This is a genomic window from Azotobacter tropicalis (genome assembly GCF_059739045.1).
Genome location: NZ_AP046060.1, coordinates 12,685 through 31,012, shown reverse-complemented (window position 1 = coordinate 31,012; position 18,328 = coordinate 12,685). Strand labels below are relative to the sequence as shown.

At 60.8% G+C, this 18,328-nt stretch carries 19 protein-coding genes and 1 pseudogene; 9 read left to right on the top strand and 11 right to left on the bottom strand.

All coding sequences use genetic code 11. From position 1 onward, the window contains the following. Nucleotides 1-253: 253 nt before the first annotated feature. A complete protein-coding gene (locus Atro_RS22100; protein WP_497927903.1) occupies nt 254-1,126 on the bottom strand; it encodes a LysR family transcriptional regulator in 873 nt (290 codons plus the stop codon). A gap of 138 nt (nt 1,127-1,264) precedes the next feature. Between Atro_RS22100 and Atro_RS22095 the strand changes: the two genes are divergently transcribed. Continuing rightward, on the top strand, nt 1,265-2,479 hold the full coding sequence (locus tag Atro_RS22095; protein WP_497927902.1) for a YbfB/YjiJ family MFS transporter: 1,215 nt from the start codon (nt 1,265-1,267) through the stop codon (nt 2,477-2,479). A 333-nt stretch (nt 2,480-2,812) separates the two neighbouring features. Here Atro_RS22095 and Atro_RS22090 read toward each other — a convergent pair whose 3' ends face one another. From Atro_RS22090 to Atro_RS22080, 3 genes are all read right to left on the bottom strand, one after another. Then, nucleotides 2,813-3,085: an HU family DNA-binding protein gene (locus tag Atro_RS22090; protein WP_497927901.1), complete on the bottom strand. Its 273-nt coding sequence runs from the start codon at nt 3,083-3,085 to the stop codon at nt 2,813-2,815. 143 nt (nt 3,086-3,228) lie between these two features. Beyond that, nucleotides 3,229-3,852, bottom strand: a complete 624-nt coding sequence (locus Atro_RS22085) for a hypothetical protein (protein WP_497927900.1) — start codon at nt 3,850-3,852, stop codon at nt 3,229-3,231. Between the two features lie 18 nt (nt 3,853-3,870). Beyond that, nucleotides 3,871-4,389: a DUF2867 domain-containing protein gene (locus Atro_RS22080; protein ID WP_497927899.1), complete on the bottom strand. Its 519-nt coding sequence runs from the start codon at nt 4,387-4,389 to the stop codon at nt 3,871-3,873. A 319-nt stretch (nt 4,390-4,708) separates the two neighbouring features. Here Atro_RS22080 and Atro_RS22075 point away from each other — a divergent pair, with 319 nt between their 5' ends. Continuing rightward, entirely contained in the window at nt 4,709-4,939 is a 231-nt protein-coding gene (locus tag Atro_RS22075) for a hypothetical protein (RefSeq protein ID WP_497927898.1), read from the top strand. 107 nt (nt 4,940-5,046) lie between these two features. Here Atro_RS22075 and tnpA (Atro_RS22070) read toward each other — a convergent pair whose 3' ends face one another. Beyond that, on the bottom strand, nt 5,047-5,463 hold the full coding sequence (gene tnpA, locus Atro_RS22070) for an IS200/IS605 family transposase (protein ID WP_497927897.1): 417 nt from the start codon (nt 5,461-5,463) through the stop codon (nt 5,047-5,049). 23 nt (nt 5,464-5,486) lie between these two features. Between tnpA (Atro_RS22070) and Atro_RS22065 the strand changes: the two genes are divergently transcribed. After that, a complete protein-coding gene (locus Atro_RS22065) occupies nt 5,487-6,698 on the top strand; it encodes an RNA-guided endonuclease InsQ/TnpB family protein (protein WP_497927896.1) in 1,212 nt (403 codons plus the stop codon). A gap of 116 nt (nt 6,699-6,814) precedes the next feature. Here the strand turns inward: Atro_RS22065 and Atro_RS22060 are convergent, their stop codons facing one another. Next, nucleotides 6,815-7,561 (bottom strand): SDR family oxidoreductase, encoded by a 747-nt coding sequence (locus tag Atro_RS22060; RefSeq protein ID WP_497927895.1) that lies wholly within the window; start codon nt 7,559-7,561, stop codon nt 6,815-6,817. A 108-nt stretch (nt 7,562-7,669) separates the two neighbouring features. Between Atro_RS22060 and Atro_RS22055 the strand changes: the two genes are divergently transcribed. Next, complete coding sequence (locus Atro_RS22055; RefSeq protein ID WP_497927894.1) at nt 7,670-8,569, top strand: LysR substrate-binding domain-containing protein; 900 nt, start codon at nt 7,670-7,672, stop codon at nt 8,567-8,569. A gap of 224 nt (nt 8,570-8,793) precedes the next feature. Here the strand turns inward: Atro_RS22055 and tnpA (Atro_RS22050) are convergent, their stop codons facing one another. Then, entirely contained in the window at nt 8,794-9,210 is a 417-nt protein-coding gene (tnpA, locus tag Atro_RS22050; RefSeq protein ID WP_497927893.1) for an IS200/IS605 family transposase, read from the bottom strand. A 21-nt stretch (nt 9,211-9,231) separates the two neighbouring features. Here tnpA (Atro_RS22050) and Atro_RS22045 point away from each other — a divergent pair, with 21 nt between their 5' ends. Then, complete coding sequence (locus Atro_RS22045) at nt 9,232-10,293, top strand: RNA-guided endonuclease InsQ/TnpB family protein (protein ID WP_497927892.1); 1,062 nt, start codon at nt 9,232-9,234, stop codon at nt 10,291-10,293. A gap of 226 nt (nt 10,294-10,519) precedes the next feature. Here Atro_RS22045 and Atro_RS22040 read toward each other — a convergent pair whose 3' ends face one another. The 3 genes from Atro_RS22040 to Atro_RS22030 all read right to left on the bottom strand — a co-directional run bounded on the left by Atro_RS22040 (nt 10,520) and on the right by Atro_RS22030 (nt 11,574). Further along, nucleotides 10,520-10,690 (bottom strand): hypothetical protein, encoded by a 171-nt coding sequence (locus Atro_RS22040; RefSeq protein ID WP_497927890.1) that lies wholly within the window; start codon nt 10,688-10,690, stop codon nt 10,520-10,522. 207 nt (nt 10,691-10,897) lie between these two features. Then, the gene (locus tag Atro_RS22035) at nt 10,898-11,323 is read right to left on the bottom strand and encodes a type II toxin-antitoxin system VapC family toxin (RefSeq protein ID WP_497927889.1); all 426 of its coding nucleotides are present in this window, start codon (nt 11,321-11,323) and stop codon (nt 10,898-10,900) included. Beyond that, complete coding sequence (locus Atro_RS22030) at nt 11,323-11,574, bottom strand: type II toxin-antitoxin system Phd/YefM family antitoxin (protein WP_497927888.1); 252 nt, start codon at nt 11,572-11,574, stop codon at nt 11,323-11,325. Before Atro_RS22030 ends, Atro_RS22035 begins: the two co-directional genes overlap by 1 nt. 348 nt (nt 11,575-11,922) lie before the next feature. Here Atro_RS22030 and exaC point away from each other — a divergent pair, with 348 nt between their 5' ends. Both exaC and yiaY read left to right on the top strand, forming a co-directional pair. After that, nucleotides 11,923-13,443 carry an acetaldehyde dehydrogenase ExaC gene (gene exaC / locus Atro_RS22025; RefSeq protein ID WP_497927448.1) on the top strand — a complete coding sequence of 507 codons (1,521 nt, stop codon included), beginning with the start codon at nt 11,923-11,925 and terminating at the stop codon, nt 13,441-13,443. A gap of 221 nt (nt 13,444-13,664) precedes the next feature. Continuing rightward, on the top strand, nt 13,665-14,813 hold the full coding sequence (yiaY, locus tag Atro_RS22020) for an L-threonine dehydrogenase (RefSeq protein ID WP_497927887.1): 1,149 nt from the start codon (nt 13,665-13,667) through the stop codon (nt 14,811-14,813). A gap of 195 nt (nt 14,814-15,008) precedes the next feature. Here yiaY and Atro_RS22015 read toward each other — a convergent pair whose 3' ends face one another. Continuing rightward, nucleotides 15,009-16,916, bottom strand: a complete 1,908-nt coding sequence (locus tag Atro_RS22015; protein ID WP_497927886.1) for a sigma-54-dependent Fis family transcriptional regulator — start codon at nt 16,914-16,916, stop codon at nt 15,009-15,011. A gap of 244 nt (nt 16,917-17,160) precedes the next feature. Between Atro_RS22015 and Atro_RS22010 the strand changes: the two genes are divergently transcribed. Both Atro_RS22010 and Atro_RS22005 read left to right on the top strand, forming a co-directional pair. Next, entirely contained in the window at nt 17,161-18,093 is a 933-nt protein-coding gene (locus Atro_RS22010) for a transporter (RefSeq protein WP_497927885.1), read from the top strand. Between the two features lie 57 nt (nt 18,094-18,150). Beyond that, nucleotides 18,151-18,237 (top strand): annotated as a pseudogene (locus Atro_RS22005) (transposase); the annotation flags it as partial. Between the last annotated feature and the right edge of the window lie 91 nt (nt 18,238-18,328).

Genomic DNA, 18,328 nt, shown 5'->3' with positions numbered 1-18,328 from the left:
GGTCGCATAGGCGAGTCGCTGCTCTCGTGTTCTCGTGGCGAACCCGACCAGATCGAGCGGAGCAGCGCCTTTGTGCCCAAGTAAATCCAGGGCGAAATCAATGGCGCCGTATTTGTCCTGACGGGGAACCTGGCCGAAGACAACGGCACGGCCGCGCAGCTCGAAGTTCCCCCACTGGTTCAGGGCATCCCGATAAACCCAGCCGATATTTTCTGCCTCGATCCGGTATAGCTGGCAGCCGGGTGACGAAGGCTCAGCCGGATACTGCAGCGAATGCCTCGGCGATGGCGTCGATGACCACTCGGACCCGGGCGGTGTGGCGCACGTCCTTGTGGGTCACCAGCCAGATGTCATAGGGCGGGCATGCGCGTGTGGGCCACAGACGCACCAGACCGTCGGCCTCGCCGAACGGTAGCGGGACCTCGCCGATGCCCAGACCGTTGATCAGTGCGCGGCGCACCAGCAGGCCGGAAGTGCAGGTCATGGCGATGCGGCCATGGGTGATCGGTTCGGACCCCAGCGTCACCTCCTTGCCGCTGTCCAGATACGGTTGATAGAGCACCAGGTCATGCCCGGCGAACGCCGTGCCGGGCTCGGGTACACCGTGGGCCTGCACGTAGGCCGCCGAGGCGAAGATGGCGCTGCTCCAGCGCGCGACGCGGCGCACGATCAGATCGGGGTTCTCCGGCTTGAGGGTGCGCACCGCGATGTCCGCCTCGCGCTTGCTCAGATTGAGCAACTGGGTCGAAGCCTGCAGTTGCACCTCGATGCCGGGCTGCGCCTGGTGCAGGCGGGCGATCGCCGGGATGACGACATCGATGGCGAACGAGTCGGTGGTGGTGACCCGCACCACGCCGCTCATGCGGTCGTCCATGCCGAGGATCTGCCGCTGCAGCTCGGCGGCCGAGGACTCCATGTTCAGCGCTGCGGCCATCGCCACTTCGCCAGCGGCCGTCAGGCTGTAGCCGCGGGAGGTGCGCAGGAACAGGGTGGCACCCAGGGCGTGCTCCAGAGAGGCCAGGCGGCGCCCGACGGTGGCCTGGTCGACACCCAGCACCCGGGCCGCGCCCCGCAGGGTCTGCTCGCGACACAGGGCGAGAAAGATCCGTGCATCGTCCCAGTTCATGAGGAGTCCTCGGTGATGCAAATTTGCATGTATGGCAATTGAAATCGCTGCATTATTTCAGCAATCAGCGCCCTTATGCTCCCCTATCGCCACTGACTGCGCTTCTCGACAGACGCAAGGGGTCATCATGAATGCCGAATGCTCCAGCCTCACGGCCAACCGCACCTCCCATGGCTGCCGATCTGGGCCGGCCTGTGCGCCAGCCTGGTCGGCATCGGCCTTGCCCGCTTCGCCTATACCCCCCTGATGTCCGCGCTGATCGAAGCGCACTGGTTCTCGCCATCGGTGGTGGCCTACCTGGGGGCGGCCAATCTCGCCGGCTACCTCATCGGAGCATTGGGAGGACGGCCGCTCGCCGCCCGCTGGTCGAGCACCGGCGTGCTGCGCGCCATGATGGTGCTGGTGGCCCTGTCGTTCCTCGCCTGCGCCATACCGCTGTCCATGGCCTGGTTCTTCGGTTGGCGCCTGCTGTCCGGCATCGCCGGCGGGGTGATCATGGTGCTTGCGGCAAGCACCATCCTGCCGCATGTCGCGCCGAACCGTCGCGGCCTGGCCAGCGGCGCGATCTTCCTCGGCGTCGGCCTGGGCATCGCCGGCTCGGGCAGCCTGGTGCCGTTCCTGCTCTCCTTCGGCCTGTTGCAGGCCTGGCTGGGCCTGGGCGGGGTAGCGCTGCTGCTGACCGCCACCAGCTGGTTCGGCTGGCCTCGGGAGAACCCGCATGCGCCGGCCAGCTCGAGCGCATCCGCCGTACGCGGCTCGACGGGCATCTACGTGCTGTTCGCCCAATACGCGCTGATGGCCGCCGGGCTGGTGGCGCCGATGATGTTCCTGGTCGACTACGTCAGCCGTGGCCTCGGCGCCGGCAGCCACAGCGGCGCGCTGATCTGGACGCTGTACGGGGTGGGCGCCATCGTCGGGCCGGTGGTGTACGGTTTCCTGGCCGACCGCTGGGGCGCGCGCTCGGCGATCCGCCTGGTGCTGCTGGCCCAGGCCGCTGCTCTCGCGGTACTGGTGACGGTCGCCGACCTGCGCCTGCTGGCCGTCGCGGCGCTGGTGATCGGATCGTTTCCGCCCGGCATAGTGCCGCTGGCGCTAGCCCGCGTACACCAGCTGGTTGCCGACCACCACCAGCAGAACGCCACCTGGAGCCGTGCCACCGTGTCCTTCGCGAGCTTCCAGGCCCTGGCCGGCTACGCCTATTCGGCGCTGTTCTCCGCCAGCCACGGCCATTACGCGCTGCTGTTCTCCGTCGCCATGGGCGCCATTGGCCTGGCCCTTGCCTTGGATCTGCTGCTGGTGTTCAAGGAAATATTCCGCCCCTCCACTGGAGCCGACGTGGCACCGGAGGCATAGGAGGGCGTTCTGCCGCCGTTTTCCGGCCTCGCCCTTGTTTCCAAGTCAGTCCGGAGCCAATGGTGCACCGGTGCTCGCCCCTACCGAATCGAGCCGAAAAATATCGGCTCGGTTTATCGGGCCACATGAATGCTTCAATACGCATTGGCTTCAATGCTTCATTACTTCAACGCGTGAGCGCTTCAACACTTCAATATCATGAGGTCGCAGCCAGAGTGGTAACCGACCTTTCTCGCCCGCCTGGCCCTTTCTGTTCAAGCCCGCCCTTCCCATCCAGGGATGGATGTCCCGGTTGGGCGCCAGCACTCAATGCAGGGTTATGCCGGCAGGGAGTCAGTTCAGGGCGTCTTTCAGGCCCTTGCCTGGCTTGAAGCCCGGCAGCTTGGCGGCAGCGATCTGGATCGCGGCCCCGGTCTGCGGGTTGCGACCTTCGCGGGCGGCGCGCTCCTTCACCTCGAAGGTGCCGAAACCAACCAGGGCGACATTCTCGCCCTGCTGCAGGGTGCTGGTGATAGTCGCGGTAAAGGCATCCAGCACTGCGGTGGCGGTCGTTTTCGGGAGGTCCGCAGAGGCGGCAACGGCGGCGATCAGGTCAGCTTTGTTCATTGGTCAGTCCAGTTAGGAAATTGGCCCGCGAGTATAACCGGACAAGAGCGCGCCTTCTTGCAGACGTGCAGGCGAGGAACGAGTCGACCGATGCAATCAGGGGATGAGTTGCCCCTGGATGGGTGCCAGCACCCAATCTTCTCTTATGCCGAGAAGTGTTCCTTCTGGCGAGCGGCCATGTCCCGCCCGGTAGCGGGATCGAAACCAACACGCTCCCAGAGCTCAGGGATACTCGGCGGCGGTGGCAAAGAAATGAGAAGGAGAAAATCCTCCAGATTTTCCGGTAACGGCATCCGGTAGATTTCTTCCGTGGTGTGTTCGTCCTTCAGGCTTGTTGCCCATGCCCATCCCGCGTAGACCCTGCGCCAGGCAGTTGCAATCCGCGCCGGCGACAGCTCGTGCAGATTACCGATCGGCACTTTCATCCAGCGGTGCCGGCGGGCGGCACCAGTTCCCTTCGTGCAGATCGGAAGCTGGAAAGAGAGAAAGATTCGCCATTGCTCGGCTGTCGGCTTGTCTCCGCCACGGAATCGGTGGCGCAGTGTGACCTGCGCCTTTGGCAAGCGAACAAGAGTCGCTTTTTTCCTATTCAGGCACGGAGGCGCCGACAAATCCATCCTGACGGCTCGCTCCTGCGCGATCTTGAAGGAGGCGTCCAATCCGAGGTTTCGGATTTTCTGAATGGTCGCAATCGTGCCGTCGGCACGGCGGATGCACCAGCCGTGTGGAAATAAGTCGATCTTTGGAGGCCTTGTGGACAACAGCACTTGACTCCAACTTTCCGCTCAAGCGCCGGGTATCCGCCCGTTCGTGGAGACTGCCACAATCTTCTCCAGTTCTCGTTTCAATCGCCTAAGATCGTTCCCAACGATTAATCTGTGTGCCAGCCCGACTGGCAGCATGTAGATGCGCCCGAAGGCGTTATGGGTGACGACCGACGCCGTGACAGCGATTTGGCGATCCGATGTAGAAAGACAGATCATGACATCGAGATGCCTGTCCCGTTCGGTCAGGATCAGCATGTCTGGGGCGCTGTATTCCACCAAGAAAAAATCCAGCCGATCACCCACACATACCGTCTCCCGCCGCCTGCCGGAAAACCCGCCGATCTGCTTTACGCCAAACAGCGAGGAGATCGCGTCCCTCCCCCGGAAAGCCAGACGCATGAGCGGTCTCGGTTCGGCCGTCATAAGATTCCAAGCCTCGAGTGGGGTGATTGGAATAGGGAGCAGCATTGACCTGCTGTCATAGTAGTCAAGTTCGGGTAGCGGGCGCAGAGTCCGAGTAGGTGACGCGACGGCCAAGCGATACCTCCTGAAGCAACGCAATCCTGAGCGCAGGATTAGGATGCACCAGATTGGAGATGCTTCAACGCATCAAAGCAAGCACTTCCTTGCTTCGGTACTTCAATACGTTAGAGTTCACGACATCATCGACTAGCCGCACCATCGCCAACACTCGTCACCGCTTGGGATTCCTTCATCCAGCGATAGCTTGGCTTTGACCTGCACACACGGCCAAACCGAATGCTGGGCAGCACCAAACGCCATGTTTAACAACCGGCGAGCAAGCCGAAGGAGAAGAGCCAATGACCCACGAAACCACCGCCCTGTGCAGAGCCTGGTGGCTGATGCATTGATCGAGCTTGAGAAGCTAGTCGACGACTTAGGCGAGCAGGCAGCGCCCGCCCAGCCTGCCGCTCAGGTGGCCACAAGGCGCGAACACTACAAAGCTGCACTCGAAGACATCGCCGCGGTGCTGGGCCAGTCGCCAGAGTGGGGTGCGGACCAGTTGAACGAGATTGTCGCTATCCTCGGTCGCGAAGGGATACCTGTTTCAGAGTTAAGCACTTAAGTGCTTACATATAGATGTATTGAAGTATTGATCCGATGCGCGGCAAACCTCGCCCTTCAGGGCGGGGAAGGATAGCGCGGACGGCGTAGCCGTCCTCGGGTTTGCCTTCAATGAGGCGTCTGCTGCTGCTCGATGTACTGGCGGACGACTTCGATGGGCGCACCGCCGCAGCTGCCGGCGAAATAGCTCGGTGACCAGAGCGCACCACCCCACAGCTTCTTGCGGATGCTGGGGTAGTTTTTTCTGTGGATCATGCGACTGGAGACGCCTTTCAGGCTGTTCACAAGGCTGGAGATGGCCACCTTCGGCGGATAGTTCACCAGCAGATGCACATGGTCATCCTCGCCATCAAACCCCACCAGTTCCGCCTCGAAGTCGGCGCAAACGCTGGCGAAGATGCCATGCAGGTCATCGAGAATGTCTTTGCTGAAGACTTCGCGCCGATATTTTGTCACGAAGACCAAGTGGACATGCATCAGGAAGACGCAGTGTCTACCGCGTCTAATATCGCTTTTTAGGCTCATAGACCAAAAGTATAGTTCCGGCCATGCAGCGACTCCAGGCCTTCAAATACGAACTGATGCCGACCGGCGAACAGCAGCGCCAGATGCGCCGCTTCGCGGGCTCGTGCCGGTTCGTCTTCAACCAGGCGCTGGCGTTGCAGCAGGCCAATCGGGAGGCCGGTGGCCAGTACATCGGCTATGTGGCAATGGCCAAACAGCTCACCGCCTGGCGCAACAGCGCGAAAACGAGCTGGCTGAAAGAAGCGCCCGTCCACCCCCTGCAACACGCCCTCAAAGACCTCGAAAAAGCCTACAAAAACTTCTTCGAGCAGCGCGCCGACTTTCCGCGCTTCAAGCGCAAGGGCCAGCGCGACAGCTTCCGCTATCCCGACCCCAAGCAGATCAAGCTGGATCAGGCCAACGGCCGGATCTTCCTGCCCAAGCTGGGCTGGCTGCGCTACCGCAACAGCCGGCAAGCGCTGGGCGAGTTGCGCAACGTCACGGTCAGCCTGAGTGGCGGCAGGTGGTTTGTCAGCGTACAGACCCGCCGCGAGGTGGAAATCCCCGTGTCGCAGGGTGGCGCCGTCGGTATCGACCTGGGCATCGCCCGCTTCGCCGCCTTGAGCGATGGCACGTTCTACGCGCCGCTCAACAGCTTCAAGCGCCATGAGGCCGCGCTGCGCAAGGCGCAGCAGGCCATGAGCCGCAAGACCCAATTCAGCAGCAACTGGAAGCAGGCGAAAGCCCGTGTCCAGCGGATTCACGCCCGCATCGGCAACGCCCGCCGCGACTACCTGCACAAGACCTCGACCGCGATCAGCCAAAACCACGCGCTCGTGTTCGTCGAGGGCTTGCAGGTACGCAACCTGTCCAGATCGGCAGCAGGCACCGCCGAGACACCGGGCAAACAGGTGCGGGCCAAGTCAGGGCTCAACCGAGCGATTCTGGACCAGGGCTGGTTCGAGTTCCGCCGCCAGCTGGACTACAAGCTGGCGTGGAACGGTGGCCATCTGGTGGCAGTGCCGCCACGGAACACCAGTCGCACCTGTCCAGCCTGCGGGCATGTGTCGGCGGACAACCGCCGCACGCAGGAGCGGTTCGCCTGCGTCGAGTGCAGCTTCGAGGAAAACGCCGATGTGGTCGGCGCCATCAATGTGCTAAGGGCGGGACACGCCCGGTTAGCCTGTGAAGTGAGCGGTGCGGTCAGGCCGCCAGCAGCAGGAACCCGCCGAGGTGAGTCAGCCCTGCCGGGCTGAACACGGTAGGAGTCCCCTTCCTTTCCGCCCTTGGGCGACGAGCGTCAGCGAGAGGGAGGGGAGGATGTCAATTTCGCATGGCTCCCTGGCTGATGCCTTCGACCGTACGGCGAGTTTCAGACCATGCCGCCGTTGGCGCGGATGACTTGGCCATTGATCCAGCCGCCCTGCGGGCCGGCAAGGAAGGACACGACCGCGGCGATGTCGGTCGGCGTGCCCAGACGTTCGAGCGGGTTCATTTTGGCCATCCGTTCGATGAGTTCGGGCGACTTGCCCTCTAGAAACAGGTCGGTGGCGGTGGGGCCCGGCGCCACGGCGTTGACAGTGATCGAGCGCCCACGCAACTCGCGGGACAGCACAGTGGTGAGCGCTTCCACCGCCGCCTTGGTGGCCGAGTACGCGCCGTAGGTTTCCAGGCGCAAGCCGATCACGCTGGAGGAGAAGTTGATGATGCGGCCGCCGCTACGCAGGCGATGCGCTGCCTCACGCATGCCGTTGAAGCTGCCCTTGAGGTTGATGGCGACCAGTCGGTCGAAGGCGGCATCGTCGACCTGGGCGACCGGCGCCAAGTCCATAACACCGGCATTGTTGACTAGCACGTCGACACCGCCGTAGCGGGCCTCGGTGGCGTCGAACAGCCGCTGCATCGCGACCGGATCGCTGACGTCGGCCTGTAGGGCGATGGCCTCGCCGCCTTGGGCAACGAGGCGGCTCGCCAAGGCCACGGCGTCGTCGCGCCGGCCGGCGTAGTTGATGACCACTGCGTAGCCATCGACGGTCAGGCGTTCGGAGATGGCGGCGCCGATGCCGCGCGAGCCGCCAGTGACGATGGCGACCGGACGGGAATGCGTTTGCGTGTTCATGAGGGAGGTCTCGAGTGGACCGCCGGATTGGCGGCGGAGAGACCTTATCCATTTGTGACACTCGGATAATCTGGCAGAATCCGCGAACACCATTCGGAAATCCGGACAATGGACCGCTTCGACGCCATGCGGGTCTTCGCCAGGATCGTGGAGCGCCGCAGCTTCACCCAGGCTGCGGACGACTTGGCGCTGCCACGGGCGACGGTCACTGATGCCATCAAGGCGCTGGAATCACGCCTGGGCGTGCGGCTGCTGCAGCGGACCACGCGCCAAGTCACACCCACGCTGGAAGGCGAGGTCTTCTACGGCCGCTGCCTGCGTCTGATTGCCGATATGGAGGATGCCGAAGGCGCCTTCCGCGATACGCGCCCACGCGGGCCGTTGCGTATCGAGGTGCACGGCACGCTGGCGCGCCTCCTGCTGTTTCCTCGGCTTCCCGCGTTCCTGGACGCCTATCCGGACATCGAGCTGGACGTCAGCGAAGGCGATCGCTATGTCGACCTGGTGCGCGAAGGCGTGGACTGCGCCGTCCGCGTAGGCAAGTTGCGCGACAGCGACCTAATCGCACGTCGCCTGACGCTGCTGGCCGAGGCCACGGCGGCCTCGCCGGACTACTGCAAACGGCACGGCACACCGACGGACATCGACGCCCTCCAGGGGGACGGCCACGTGATGGTCGGCTTCAAATCCACCGCCATCGGTGCGTTGCTGCCGCTGGAGTTCCAGCACGAAGGGCGCGTTCGCCACGTCACCTTGCCCACGCGCGTGCGGGTCAGCGGTGCGGATTCCTATGTCGGTGCTGCGTTTGCCGGCTTCGGCATCATCCAGGCTCCGCGCTACCGGCTAGACGGCTACTTTGCTGCTGGCAAGCTTATCCCATTGCTAGAACTCTTTCCGCCATTGCCCAGCCCGGTCAATATTGTGTATGCGCGTACCCGGCTGCCGTCCCCTCGGTTGCGTGCGTTTATCGAATGGGCAAGCAACACATTTGCTGCAGAAGATAACTGAACCAACGCCCGCGTCAGCCGCGCGCGGGCCCGAGAAACATCCTGGAATTCGTCGACCATCACCAGCTCGTAGGGGGAAACCCAGCGGCGGGCTTCCTGATGCTCCTTCTGCTTGCTCGCCGGCCGGCGAAATCTGGCTGCGGCCATGTCACGGCGTTTACCGAAATGCGCGGAAAGCCCCGTACTTTTAGTGCGGGGATGAATAGCACGGGAGGCAAAGCCTCCCTATAGCGGCCTTGTCTGCTGCTCGATGTATTGCTTGACCACCGAAAGAGATGCGCCGCCCACGCTGCCGGCGAAATAGCTGGGGCTCCACAAGGCATTGCTCCGGTATGCCGGCGCGACCAGCTCAGGGTGTAGCTGTTTCATTCGGCGGCTGGACGCGCCCTTCAAGCTGTTCACCAGCTTCGAGAGAGCCATTTTCGGCGGGTATGTCACCAGCAGATGAACATGGTCGGCCTCCCCATTGAACTCCTGAAGCTCGGCCTCGAAGTCATGGCATACCTTGCAGAACAGGGTTTCCAGTGTTTCGAGGTGTGCGGACGAAAATAAGCGCCCTCTGTATTTGGTCACGAAGACCAAATGAGCATGAAGCTCGAAGATGCAGTGTCTACCTGTACGGATTGCTGTATTCTCTTTCATAGACCAAGTATAGTAGAGCGCATGAAGCAGACCAAGACCTTCAAAGTTCGCGTTCGAGACAAGCACGCGCCGCTGCTTCGGCAGATGGCCCGCAGCGTGAACTTCGTCTGGAACTATCTGAACGAACTCAGCTCCCGAGCCATTCGGGAGCGCGGTCTGTTTCTGTCTGCCTACGACATGGACCGCTACACCAAAGGCTCCAGCAAAGAGCTGGGGCTCCATTCTCAGACGCTGCAAGAGGTGTCGCGGGAGTACGCCACGCGCCGCCTGCAGTTCCGCAAGGCCCGGCTCAACTGGCGCAAATCGGGCGGTGTCCGTCGCTCGCTGGGCTGGATTCCCTTCAAGTCAGGCGCCGCTCAATGGAAGAGCGGGCAAGTCTGTCACAGCGGTCACTACTTCAAGGTCTGGGACAGCTACGGCCTGAGCCAGTACAGCTTTCGCTCGGGCAGTTTCAGCGAGGATGCACGCGGCCGCTGGTACTTCAACGTCGCCGTGGAAGTTGAAACCGAACTTTCACCGGGGCAGGGAGCAGTCGGTATCGACCTCGGCCTCAAGGACGTGGCGACCTGTAGCGACGGCTTGAAGCTGGAGAACGGCCGGTTCTACCGCGACCTGGAGCCCAAGCTGGCGATTGCCCAGCACAGCCGCAACAAGCAGCGCACCCGAGCGATTCATGCCAAGATCGCCAACCGCCGCAAGGACGCCTTGCACAAGTTCAGCCGGCAACTGGTAAACCGGTACGGCGAAATCCACGTGGGGGATGTATCGCCCACGAAACTCGCGAAGACCAAGATGGCCAAGTCGGTGCTCGATGCCGGCTGGGGCCAATTGAAAACGATGCTGGAATACAAGTGCGCTCACGCAGGCATCGTCTTCAGGGTGGTCGACGAGCGCTACACCTCCCAAGCCTGTTCGAATTGTGGCTGTCTGCCCGATTTGAGGCCGAAAGGTATCGTAGGACTTGGAGTAAGGGAGTGGACTTGCAGTGAGTGTGGTGTCACTCACGACCGCGATGTGAACGCGGCCAGGAACATTCTCGCGGTCGGGCATGGCCGTCCAGCAGTGGGAATCCCCGTCCTTTAGCGCGGGGAGGATGTCAAAACGTATCGCAAAGGAGGCTGAAGATACTGCGCCCTGGCGAATCGAGGCAGAAAATATCGGCTGGGTCTGGCTCTGTCAGAACACATAAATGCTTCGATGCTTAACCGTGATCAGGCCGGTCACGCTGCACCGGCCGCCTCGCTGCCAGCTTGGGATGAGAAAGAAATCCTCTCCTGCGTTTCTAAAGGCCAATTGGCCGGCACCCGCCTCACTCATTCTCGTCAGGGGCGCCATCCGCCTCCCAGGCTTCCGCCAAGCGCTCCTCGCCCAACTCCAGCGCATCCTCAAAGGATCGCAGCGCCAGATCTTCGGCATCGAGGGCCAAGCCTGCTGCCTCCGAGCCAACCTCGGCCCGTACTCCCAGGTCGATGAGTTGCATCAAGACCTCCAGCGCCCGGGCCGGTATCGGGCTAACCCACGCCTCACCGGACAAGGTATACCGAGTCACAAGCTCGGCGGCGCGCTCGAACGTTTTTACAGACTCCAGGGCTTCGGTAGTCATCGTTAGCAGGGCCGCTTTGTCGAGGGGGCCGATGTGGTAGTCGTCGGGCTGTGTTTCGAGCCAGCGTAGCCGCTCGAGCAGGATTCATGACTGCTGGTTCCAAGGGTTGAGAATTAAAACGCCGGTCGACTCAAAATCCGCCACGTTCCGGGTCACGATTGTCATGCCATGAACGAGCGCCGTCGCAGCAATAAGCGCATCGCGCTCGCTCTTGTGATCAGGCACATGCAGCCTCGCGCACCGGAGAGCCACGGCGGTATCCACTGCCAGAATGCGTCCGGCAAAGCCAGGAAGAACGTGCTGATCGAGCCACGATCGCAGAAGCGCCCCTTGAGCTGCATCTTTGCGTTCACGCAGCAATACTCCGGTTTCCAACTCCATCACGGAGATGGCCGACAGGTACAACTCTCCGACCTGAACGCTTTGCGCCCAAGCAACAACACCGGTATCGGCCTTGCCCTGCTTGGCCTTGCGCAGCTCGGAGACAACATTGGTATCGAGCAAGAACATCAAGAAAAATCCACCGGCCTCGTCTTGATAGTGGCACGAGGGACTTCAAACTCCACTTCCTCTTCCACCGGCATTGCCAGGATGTCGAGGATGCTGGGTTGGCTGCCGGTCAGTCGCTGGTATTCTTCGATACACAGCAGAACGTGAGCCGGTTTCCCTCGATCTGTGATGAACACAGGCCCGCTCAGCGCGGCCTTCTTTGCCCGGCTGGTATCGTGGTTGAACTCCCGGCTAGAAAGAGTCGTCGGCATAGTCTGATCCTCCAATACGCCAATGTAGGCATGTTACTACATTATTGGCGACCAGCAAGCCCACACCAATAGCGAGACCTTGGAGGCGAGGCGGACTTTCTGGGGATCAACGTCCGGCTTCGAGTATCACTGCAAGCTTTTGAGACACAAGTGTCTCGCCCTAGGTGTCTCGCCCCTGTTTTAAGCCTGTCACAGAGCACCCCGCTCCGGCCCCGACAAACTGCGGCGAACCCGCACAGCCAGTGGGGTTGCGGCACATTGGCACACCTTCTGCACTATCCATTCGCAGACGTGCTCTTGCGCACTCCCCAGAAAATCCAAGAACCACAAGAATCAGGAGAATCCTCCATGCGGTATGCCCATCCTGGCAGTGAAGGCGCCATCGTTTCCTACAAGGTTCGCTACGGCAACTATATCGGCGGCCAGTTCGTGCCCCCGGTGAAAGGTCAGTACTTCACCAACAGCTCGCCGGTCACCGGCGAGGAATTCGCCGAATTCCCCCGCTCCACCGCCGAGGACATCGAGAAGGCACTGGATGCCGCCCACGCCGCTACCGCCGCCTGGGGCCGCACCTCGGTGCAGGAACGCGCCGCCATCCTGCTGAAGATCGCCGACCGCATCGAGCAGAACCTGGAAGTGCTGGCCGTCACCGAAACCTGGGACAACGGCAAGCCGGTCCGCGAGACCCTGAACGCCGACGTGCCGCTGTCCGCCGACCACTTCCGCTACTACGCCGGCTGCATCCGCGCCCAGGAAGGCAGCGTCGGCGAGATCAACGAGAACACCGTCGCCTATCACTTCCACGAGCCGCTGGGCGTGGTCGGCCAGATCATCCCGTGGAACTTCCCGCTGCTGATGGCCGCCTGGAAACTGGCCCCGGCCCTGGCCACCGGCAACTGCATCGTGCTCAAGCCCGCCGAGCAGACGCCGCTGTCGATCACCGTGCTGCTCGAGCTGATCGGCGACCTGCTGCCGCCCGGCGTGCTGAACGTCGTCCACGGCTTCGGCCGCGAGGCCGGCGAGGCGCTGGCGACCAGCAAGCGCATCGCCAAGATCGCCTTCACCGGCTCCACCCCGGTGGGCGCGCACATCCTCAAGTGCGCCGCCGACAACATCATCCCGAGCACCGTCGAGCTGGGCGGCAAGTCGCCGAACATCTTCTTCGAGGACATCATGCAGGCCGAGCCGGCCTTCATCGAGAAGGCCGCCGAAGGCCTGGTGCTGGCCTTCTTCAACCAGGGCGAGGTGTGCACCTGCCCGTCGCGCGCGCTGATCCAGGAATCCATCTACGACGACTTCATGAAGGTCGTGATGAAGAAGGTCGGCCAGATCAAGCGCGGCCACCCGCTGGACACCGAGACCATGGTCGGCGCCCAGGCCTCCGGCCAGCAGTTCGAGAAGATCCTCTCCTACCTGGAGATCGCCCGCAGCGAGGGCGCCGAGGTACTGACCGGCGGCGCCGCCGAGAAGCTCGAGGGCAGCCTGGCCAGCGGCTACTACATCCAGCCGACCCTGCTCAAGGGCCACAACAAGATGCGCGTGTTCCAGGAAGAGATCTTCGGCCCGGTGGTCGGCGTCACCACCTTCAAGACCGAAGCCGAGGCCCTGGCCATCGCCAACGACACCGAGTTCGGCCTGGGCGCCGGCGTCTGGACCCGCGACATCAACCGCGCCTACCGCATGGGCCGCGGCATCCAGGCCGGCCGCGTATGGACCAACTGCTACCACCTGTACCCGGCGCACGCCGCCTTCGGTGGCTACAAGAAGTCCGGTGTCGGCCGCGAAACCCACAAGATGATGCTCGACCACTACCAGCAGACCAAGAACCTGCTGGTCAGCTACGACATCAACCCGCTGGGCTTCTTCTGATGCACTGCCCCCGTCCCCAGCCCTCCACGGGCCGGGGACGGGACTGAATCGAGACGGTCAGGGCGAACCCTCGCCCGAATCACGGTAAAGCCTGGCCGACGGACGTACCTTCCCATCGGTGCCCGCGTGCGCGACCCGCGCGGGCATCGGGAAGGTCCGGCGCGGCCGCCTGGTGTGCAAGGTCGCTTTAAAAACAAGACAACAATAGAGAGGAAATCCTCATGAGCAGCACCTTCTTCATCCCTGCAGTGAACATGATGGGCATCGGCAGCCTCGACGAGGCCATGGGCGCGATCAAGAACCATGGCTTCCGCAAGGCGCTGATCGTCACCGACGCCGGCCTGGCGAAAGCCGGCGTGGCCGACAGGGTTTCCCAGTTGCTGGCCCAGCAGGATATCGCTTCCGTTCTGTATGACGGTGCCAAGCCGAACCCCACCGTCAGCAACGTCGAAAACGGCCTGACCCTGCTCAAGAGCAGCGGCTGCGACTTCGTCATCTCCCTGGGCGGCGGCTCGCCGCACGACTGCGCCAAGGGCATCGCCCTGTGCGCCGCCAACGGCGGGCACATCAGCGAATACGAGGGCATCGACCGCTCGGTCCGCCCGCAGCTGCCGCTGGTCGCCATCAACACCACCGCCGGCACCGCCAGCGAGATGACCCGCTTCTGTGTCATCACCGACGAAGCCCGCCACGTGAAAATGGTCATCGCCGACCGCAACGTCACCCCGCTGCTGTCGGTCAACGACCCCTCGCTGATGGCCGCCATGCCCAAGGGCCTGACCGCCGCCACCGGCATGGACGCCCTGACCCACGCGGTCGAGGCCTATGTCTCCACCGCCGCCACCCCGATCACCGACGCCTGCGCCCTGAAGGCCGTCGAGCTGATCGCCGCCAACCTGCGCAACGCCGTGGCCAACGGCGGCGACATGACCGCCCGCGAGAACATGGCCTACGCCCAGTTCCTCGCCGGCATGGCCTTCAACAACGCCTCGCTGGGCTACGTACACGCCATGGCACACCAGCTGGGTGGCTTCTACGACCTGCCGCACGGCGTCTGCAACGCGGTCCTGCTGCCGCACGTGGAAAGCTTCAACGCCAGTGTCTGCCCGGAGCGTCTGCGCGACGTGGCCAAGGCCATGGGCGTCGACGTCCAGGGCCTGAGCGCCGAGCAGGGCGCCCAGGCGGCCCTGACCGCGGTCCGCACCCTGTCCAAGGACATCGGCATCCCGGGCGGTCTGAAGGAGCTGGGCGCCAAGGCCGACGATATCCCGGTCCTCGCCGCCAACGCCCTGAAGGACGCCTGCGGCCTGACCAACCCGCGCCCGGCCGACCAGCAGCAGATCGAAGAAATCTTCCGCAACGCCTTCTAAGGCCTGCGGATCGCCCGGGCCGGCTGCCCCGCTGGCCGGCCCGGGCTCCCAGCGTCACCGTCACTGTGCTCCCCGCCATGGCCTACCCCTCTGGTGGCGGGGAGCAACTTTTTCGCTTTTCTTTGCACACCGCTCCTTGCCCTGGCAGGCCCGCCCAAGCGGGCCTTTCGTGCCTTCTATTCTGATAAGGGGCTATTAGCTTTGTTCCAGCTTCTTCAGTTTTCGATACAGAGTTGCCCGTGCGATGCCAAGACTGCGCGCGGCAGCCGAAATATTACCGCCGGTTGCCTCTAAGGCCGATCTGATCGCGCATAGTCCGGAGGCTTGCAGAGTCCTTCCTGCATGCAGCTGTGGTGTATCGATCTTGGCCAAGCGTTCGATCTTGCTTTCGTGACCTTCCCATATTTCCTCTGGCAGATGCTTCAGGTCGATTTCCCATTCGTCCTCTGCCAACGCCGCCGCCAAACGCAGCACTTGATAGAGCTGGCGAATATTACCTGGCCAGTGATAGGCCAGTAGCGCCTGCTGCGCCGCCATGCTCAATCTGAGTGGTTGGCGTGCCGTAGTTTCTACTCGTAGCAGATGCTCAATCAGTATTGCCAAGTCCTGACGCTGGCGTAGAGCCGGCAGGGTCACGCGCAATCCATTGATACGGTAGTAGAGGTCTTCGCGGAACTTCTGGATGGTGCAGAGCTGCTTGAGGTCACGGTGGGTGGCGCAGATCAATGCGAAGTCCACTTGAATTACCTGGTTGCTGCCTAGACGAGTCAAGCTGCGCTCCTGCAGAACGCGCAGTAGGCGGCCCTGCAGTTCAAGAGGCATGTCACCAATCTCGTCAAGAAAGAGGGTGCCTTTATGTGCTTGCTCGATTTTTCCTGTAGCACCACCTTTGCGACTGCCGGTAAAAGCACCTTCGACATAGCCGAACAGTTCAGATTCGATCAGGCTGGCCGGTATGGACGAGCAGTTGATTGCCACGAAGGGCTCGCCCATCCGATTGCTGCCATCATGCAGCAGCCGGGCGAAAACTTCCTTGCCGACACCTGTTTCGCCATTGATCAACACTGGTATGTCATGCGCAAAGGCCTTGTGCCCACGGCTGAGAGCTGCTTGTACAGCTGGATCCTGTAGGCAGGGGGAAGGTGTCGATGGTAGTGGCGGCTTGGTGAGTTGCGCCGTCGCAGGCCTTGGCTTCGACTTCGGATACTTAGTCGAACTAATGGTTATGTAGGAGTACAGTTTACTGCCAAGGTGGCTGCGCAGATGCAGCGGCTTACCGAGGTCATGATGACGATAACGAACAACATGAGCGAACGGTAGCTCGAACAGATCAGCGAAATCCAGTCCAGCTAGGTTGCTACCAAGCTGCAACACCTCTCTGGCGATACGGTTGGCGTTGCGCAGCTTGCCGGACAGATCGAAGGCTAACAGTCCCTCCAACGGTGTAGCGAGAATTTCCGGGCGGTGATGCAAGTGTACCAATAACACGTCATCAAGTTGCGTGAATAGACGGTTCTCGATGGTGCGGGTAGTAAGTATTAAAGATTCAAATATATAGAGCGAAGGTACGCTTTGTTTACTGCTGAGGTTCAGAACTCCGGTGAGTCTGCCGTCGAGGCCGAAGATCGGCGTGGCTAAGCACGAGAACTGCCGAGCCTCTTCTAAGTAATGCTCAGTGCCAGAGAAGACAACTGGTACTTGTTCTACTAAAGCGCAGCTGGGAGCGGTGCTGCCAACATTTTGCTCTGACATCTGAACACCGATGCGAAATATTTGGTTGAGTTCTCGTGTGGTTTGATTGCGATCACTGAAGGTACTTAGCACCACTCCTTGCGGGTCTATACAGGCAAGCATCCAATCCTGCATGGCTAGGGCGGAGTGCAGTTGTTGCATTTCTGGAGTTGCGTATTCAAGCAGTAGACGGTTGCACTCGAGTATCTCGTCACCACTAGCTACCAATGGGGCATCGAATAAAAGCCTATCGGCCGGAGACAGCCCATAGTCACGCGAACGATTCCAAGATCGGGCAACTAATGAGTTGTACTGTGCTAGGTCGGCGGGTAGGGCAAAAGCGGTCGCTGCTGTGTTATTGGATTTGTTCATGGCATGCGTCTAATAGGTGTGTATCAAGTTTGTACTGGGTCCGGGTCAAGTGATTGTATCAAATTGAGACAAGGATGCAGAAATACTGCTTTTGTGATCTGTGGTAACGACATAACTTTCTGCAACCTAATGAATTTATTATATTTTTATTTTTTGGCATGTAGTGTGCTTTGTATAAGATGATTTTTCTTGATTTTCAAGAGTTACAGTGTAGACCGCAAACAAAAACAATAAGGTAATATTGATGAGCTGGTTTGTTAAGCTGGCCGGCAATAGCGATTCCTCGCTTTTGCGTCAGCCATATATTATATACACCTTGCATGTTTCATTATTTTGCTTGTCGGCTGCATTTTCTTGCGGCGTCGCGGCTGTGGATGTTGAGGCCGGTGATTATGCGCCGCTCCCTGATGGTAGTACTATAGGTTTGCTGTACTATCAGCATGCAGAGCGCAATAAGCTTTATGTCGATGGGCATAAGCAGTCCAGTGCTGCCGGGCTAGACTCCGACATAGGCATCCTGCGCGTTGTGCACTATATGCAACTTGGCAAGTATATTGTCGATCCTCAATTTCTATTGCCATTCGGCAGTATGCGGGCTAATGGTGAAACGAAAAGCCTTGGTAGTGATAGTGGTATTGGTGACTTAATCCTGGCTGCCACTGTCTGGCCATTAAATGATCCAGTTAGACAACGCTATTTCGGTATAACCCCTTTCCTCTATGTACCTACCGGTAGTTATGAAAGAGACCGAGCGATCAACCTTGGTGAGAATCGCTGGAAATTTGCTTTGCAGGCTGGCTATGCTACCGCCCTGAGCGACAAAGTGAGCCTCGACTTAGTTGGCGATGTAACTCTCTTCGGCAAGAACGATGACTATGGAAGCGGTGGTGTTACAAAAAGGCAGGATGCCCTATACCAGGGTCAGATTTTTCTACGCTACCACCTTACCGGTACATTTGATGTTCGTGCTAGTCTATCGAAACTCTGGGGAGGCGAGAGTAAAATCGATGGCGTGAGCATGAACGACGAACCTGATACCCTTAGGTATACTGTTGGAACCTCTTTCTTCGTTTCGCCAAGCACGCAGCTGATGATAAATCTTGGTTCAGATATTTTAGTTGATAATGGCTTTAAGGAAGATGGACGTATAAGCCTAAGGCTTCTACAGCTATTTTGAGCCACTGGATTATTATTCTCTCCATGATGGCTTTGGGTAAGTTTTAGCATGCGCTGAACCCCGAGCTATTTCGCCGGCAGCTGCGGCGGTGCGCCCATCGAAGTCGTCCGCCAGTACATCGAGCAGCAACAGACGCCTCATTGAGGGCAAACCCGAGGACGGCTACGCCGTCCGCGCTATCCTTCCCCCCCCTGAAGGGCGAGGTTTGCCGCGCATCGGATCAAGACCTCCAGCG

Bases quoted from the DNA above. Each gene is read 5' to 3' on its own strand.
- Atro_RS22100 (WP_497927903.1), bottom strand. From the start codon at position 1,126: ATGAACTGGGACGATGCACGGATCTTTCTCGCCCTGTGTCGCGAGCAG.
- Atro_RS22095 (WP_497927902.1), top strand. From the start codon at position 1,265: ATGCTCCAGCCTCACGGCCAACCGCACCTCCCATGGCTGCCGATCTGG.
- Atro_RS22090 (WP_497927901.1), bottom strand. From the start codon at position 3,085: ATGAACAAAGCTGACCTGATCGCCGCCGTTGCCGCCTCTGCGGACCTC.
- tnpA (WP_497927897.1), bottom strand. From the start codon at position 5,463: ATGAGCCTAAAAAGCGATATTAGACGCGGTAGACACTGCGTCTTCCTG.
- Atro_RS22065 (WP_497927896.1), top strand. From the start codon at position 5,487: ATGCAGCGACTCCAGGCCTTCAAATACGAACTGATGCCGACCGGCGAA.
- Atro_RS22060 (WP_497927895.1), bottom strand. From the start codon at position 7,561: ATGAACACGCAAACGCATTCCCGTCCGGTCGCCATCGTCACTGGCGGC.
- Atro_RS22055 (WP_497927894.1), top strand. From the start codon at position 7,670: ATGGACCGCTTCGACGCCATGCGGGTCTTCGCCAGGATCGTGGAGCGC.
- tnpA (WP_497927893.1), bottom strand. From the start codon at position 9,210: ATGAAAGAGAATACAGCAATCCGTACAGGTAGACACTGCATCTTCGAG.
- Atro_RS22045 (WP_497927892.1), top strand. From the start codon at position 9,232: ATGAAGCAGACCAAGACCTTCAAAGTTCGCGTTCGAGACAAGCACGCG.
- Atro_RS22040 (WP_497927890.1), bottom strand. From the start codon at position 10,690: ATGCAACTCATCGACCTGGGAGTACGGGCCGAGGTTGGCTCGGAGGCA.
- Atro_RS22035 (WP_497927889.1), bottom strand. From the start codon at position 11,323: ATGTTCTTGCTCGATACCAATGTTGTCTCCGAGCTGCGCAAGGCCAAG.
- Atro_RS22030 (WP_497927888.1), bottom strand. From the start codon at position 11,574: ATGCCGACGACTCTTTCTAGCCGGGAGTTCAACCACGATACCAGCCGG.
- exaC (WP_497927448.1), top strand. From the start codon at position 11,923: ATGCGGTATGCCCATCCTGGCAGTGAAGGCGCCATCGTTTCCTACAAG.
- yiaY (WP_497927887.1), top strand. From the start codon at position 13,665: ATGAGCAGCACCTTCTTCATCCCTGCAGTGAACATGATGGGCATCGGC.
- Atro_RS22015 (WP_497927886.1), bottom strand. From the start codon at position 16,916: ATGAACAAATCCAATAACACAGCAGCGACCGCTTTTGCCCTACCCGCC.
- Atro_RS22010 (WP_497927885.1), top strand. From the start codon at position 17,161: ATGAGCTGGTTTGTTAAGCTGGCCGGCAATAGCGATTCCTCGCTTTTG.